Source organism: Mycobacterium sp., from assembly GCF_050701675.1.
GTDB lineage: Bacteria > Actinomycetota > Actinomycetes > Mycobacteriales > Mycobacteriaceae > Mycobacterium.
In genome coordinates, this window is the sequence record NZ_JBOGDD010001346.1 from 1 (window position 1) to 3820 (window position 3820).

General features: G+C 63.2%; 3 protein-coding genes. 2 read left to right on the top strand and 1 reads right to left on the bottom strand.

Annotated features, from left to right (window positions below):
- The first annotated feature begins 42 nt into the window (after nt 1-42).
- Nucleotides 43-1917 (top strand): hypothetical protein, encoded by a 1875-nt coding sequence (locus ACRDUX_RS41625; RefSeq protein ID WP_526423543.1) that lies wholly within the window; start codon nt 43-45, stop codon nt 1915-1917.
- Between the two features lie 122 nt (nt 1918-2039).
- A complete protein-coding gene (locus ACRDUX_RS41630) occupies nt 2040-2654 on the top strand; it encodes an LGFP repeat-containing protein (protein ID WP_526423545.1) in 615 nt (204 codons plus the stop codon).
- Nucleotides 2655-2737: 83 nt separating this feature from the next.
- Here the strand turns inward: ACRDUX_RS41630 and ACRDUX_RS41635 are convergent, their stop codons facing one another.
- A complete protein-coding gene (locus tag ACRDUX_RS41635) occupies nt 2738-3604 on the bottom strand; it encodes a cyclopropane mycolic acid synthase family methyltransferase (RefSeq protein WP_526423547.1) in 867 nt (288 codons plus the stop codon).
- Nucleotides 3605-3820: the final 216 nt, after the last annotated feature.

The window sequence follows — 3820 nt, forward strand, 5'->3', positions numbered from 1 at the left end:
CCCCTACACGTTGCTGAGAAGAATCTGAGAAGGACGTGGGCAATGGCCAGACACAGGTCGAAGCGGGTTCATCGGGTCGTCAAGAAGGCGTCGATTGCGGGAGGCGCGGCCGTGACCGCGACGGCGCTGACACTGAGCCTGGCGGGCCCGTCAAGCGCCGCCCTACCTGAAGTCCCCAAGATCCCCGGGGTCAACGTCATCACCACCGGGCCGCCGTTCGGCCTCCTGGGCATCGTTGGCCTCAACCCGTTCTGGGTGCCGGCACTGCCGTCGAGGATCGCCGACGAGATCAACGGGACGTCCTATCTGGGGGGCACCGACCTCAACATCCCGGTGACGGTGGCCAACCCGGCATATGACCCGAAATGTACGAACGAGAAGATCTGCCCACCGAAGACCATCACGGGACACCTCGACCTCGATCTGGTGAGTCTCCGTGTGCCCGTAGTCCTTGCGTTCGGCATCGGTGCGCTGGCCGCCGGCATGGCCTACCCGGAGGTTGAGGCTGATCTTCACAACCAGCCAGGTGGGACGGCCCCTGGCGCCGAGCCGGGATCGAGCGTCACGATCGTGCCGATGATCCTGCTGCGAAACCCGGGCCGCAACGACGGCGGCGTGGCCGCCCGGTTCGCGCCGTTCTTCGCGATCTTCGGCATCGATACCGCCACCAACGATTTCGACGTGCAGACCGACGGCACCGCCGTGCTGGTGCCGGTCAAGGTCGACGTCGCCATGCAGAACGACCCGCTGTCCGACTTCGCCGCGTGGCCGAACCCGGTCACATTGCTCAACAACGCAGCGGCGTTCGCCTTCCCGACGTACATCCTGCGCGGCTCCGATCTCACCGGAGTTGGTCCGCAGACGCTCAATCCGCTGGTCGCCAATCTGGTGGGGAACTTCGCGTCCGCGATCATCGGCGACGGCCTCACCGTCGACCTTCCCGGCGCACTCCCCGACGTTGACATCTCGAGGACGGCGGCCATCCTCGCAGCCAACCCCCTGCTCTCCAGTGCGCTAGGCGGAACCTTTCCTGGCGTCGACATCGCGATCCCCAACGGCTCGACGTTGGAAGACCGCTACGAGGCGCTCAACCTGTATCTGACGGTAGAGAACGGCGCGCAGCCCATGCTCGAACCGTTCCGCTATCCAACTGACGTGTTGAGCGTCCTGACCGGCCAGACCATCACCAACCCGTTCGCGGATGCGGTCGAGCCGGCGATCACCATGCTGGGAAACCTCGGCTATACCAACGTCGTTCAGTACGGCGACGATCCGAACGACTTCCGCGACGACTACCAGCGCGACTTCTCCAATGACTTCGGCAGCAACGGCGGAGAAGCCATGCCGTTCTTCAGCTTCCCGCAGAACATCGATTGGGGAGCGGTGCCTGCAGACTTCGTCACCGCGTTGAGCGGCGGCACCCGGGACGCGTTCTTCTATGGCGGGATTCCAGGACTCAACAATCCGCCGCCCACGCAACACGAAAATCCCGTCGGCTTGGTCGTGGATCTCCTCAAAGGCGCGGTCGGCTCAAGCAGCCTCACCGATCCTGCGGCAGTGACGCCGCTCGCGGCGAACGCCGGGCCCGATCAAAATGCCCAGCGGATCGCAGTCAATGCCGACGCGACGACACCCTCGCCCGCCCCGCCCCCGAGTGGCACCACGGACAGGCAGCGTCCGCGATTGGGCATCTGGCGCGGCAGCATGAAACCGCCGATCAGCAATAGGGCATCCACCGTAAAGGTCGGTTCACCTGGCAAAAGCCCACTGCGGCAGACGATTAGCAACACCCGTCAGCAGATTCGCGACTCCGTGGGCGACTTCGCCAAGCGCGTCGACAAAGTCACGAAGCACATAGCCAAAGCAGCTACCGGCGGTGGGGCTCATGACGACAACGACGACGCACACGGTGAGTAGGTGAATCCCGGCTGTTAGCGAGCGATCTCGCGAATTTGAACGCTGTCCCAGATCCGGGCCTACTGTCCCAAACCTCGCCGTTTTGCTGACCAAGCCTTTGTCCACGGTGTTAGTTTCGGCCCATGAACCCAATGCTGATGAAACGCACCGGTGCCCTAGCTGCAGCTTTTGCCATCACAGGCGCAGCTCTCGTCGCGTGCTCGCAAGAAGCAAAAGATTCCACCAAGGACGCGGCGTCGAGCGCGTCGAGCGTTGCGTCGTCGGCGGTCGATGCCGGCACGAGTGCGGCGAAGTCCGGCGCGAGCGACGCCTCAAACGCCATGACGTCAGCCGCCGCGGGCGCACCCACCACGATCAACGCCCCCGGCATCGGTGAGGTGACACTCGACGGTCCCACCGCGGAGGCGTTCAGCAAGGCCGGCGGTGAGGCTACGTTGGGCCTTCCGACCGCGCAGCCGGAGAAGGTGGGCGATGGCACGGTGCAGGCCTTCGCCAACGGCACCATCTACTCGTCACCGACGGCAGGCGCACACGTCGTGCAGGGTGAAATTTTGCGGGTCTACACCGAAAACGGGGGCCCGGCGGGCAAGTTGGGCTTCCCAAGCACCGACGAGGCCGAAACGGCTGGCGGACCCGACGTCGCCGACGGCGGTTGGATCAGTGAGTTCGAGCACGGCACGATCACCTGGCTGAACAAGGGCGGCGGCGCGTTCGCCGAAACCGTCACACCGAAGTAGACATCTAGGTTCTTTCGGCCGCCGCCGGCTCATTCCAGGGCCGGCGGCGCGTGGCCGTAGACGGCTGTCCTGAGAACGGCCGTCTACTTGCGCAGCGTGAACTGGTTTACGTCGATGTGGCCTGACCGGAATGCCTTGGCGCAACCGGTCAGATACCTCATGTATCGCTGGTAAACCTCTTCGGACTGAATCTCGACGGCCTCGGTCTGGTGTGCCTCCAATGCCTCAGCCCAGTGGTCGAGCGTCCTGGCGTAGTGCAGCTGCAAAGACTGCCTACGGGCCAAGTTGAAACCCGCCTTCGACGCATGGAACTCCACCATCTCGATCGGCGGCAACTGGCCGCCCGGGAAGATTTCGGCGGCAATGAATTCGTTGAAGCCCGCCAACTCTTCGGACCATGGCAGGTCGCGTTCGGCCATCTGCTGCACGGTCAGCATGGTGATCGAGTGCAGCAGCATGACCCCGTCATCGGGCAGGACGCGGTAGGCCATGTCGAAGAAATCGTCGTAGCGGTCGTACCCGAAGTGCTCGAACGCACCGATGGAGACGATTCGGTCGACGGGATCGTCGAACTGTTCCCAGCCCTGCAGTAGCACCCGCCTGCTACGTGCGGTGTCCATCGAGTCGAACGCCTTCTGCACATGGGCGGCCTGGTGCTTTGACAACGTCAAACCGATGACGTTCACGTCGTATGTCTCGATGGCGCGGCGCAAGGTGCTACCCCAGCCGCAGCCGACCTCCAGAAGCGTCATCCCGGACCGCAGACCCAGCTTGGCCAACGAAAGGTCTATCTTCCTGATCTGCGCTTCTTCCAGCGGTATGTCTCGCAGGCGGTCGAAATACGCGCAGCTATAGGTCATGGTGGGGTCGAGAAACAGCCGGAAGAAGTCGTCGGACAAGTCGTAGTGTGCCTGTACTTCTTGAAAATGCGGCGTCAGTTCCTCAGCCATGACGGTCACGCGCCTTTCTCGCCTCCGGACCATGGAACGGGTTTGTGAGAACTTCCCGAGATATTCCACCATAAAATCCCTGCGTCGCAATTTCGGCAAACTTCCTCCCCCGTCACACAACCGTCAGGAGCGGCCATCGCCGTATGGCCGTGGGAACACACCACCGCAACGGTGAGTGATTTGAATCACATGCGGGTACTCGACGCTGGTCGGTCG

Excerpts from the sequence above, each read along its gene's own strand:
- ACRDUX_RS41625 (WP_526423543.1), top strand. The coding sequence starts at position 43 with ATGGCCAGACACAGGTCGAAGCGGGTTCATCGGGTCGTCAAGAAGGCG.
- ACRDUX_RS41630 (WP_526423545.1), top strand. The coding sequence starts at position 2,040 with ATGAACCCAATGCTGATGAAACGCACCGGTGCCCTAGCTGCAGCTTTT.
- ACRDUX_RS41635 (WP_526423547.1), bottom strand. The coding sequence starts at position 3,604 with ATGGCTGAGGAACTGACGCCGCATTTTCAAGAAGTACAGGCACACTAC.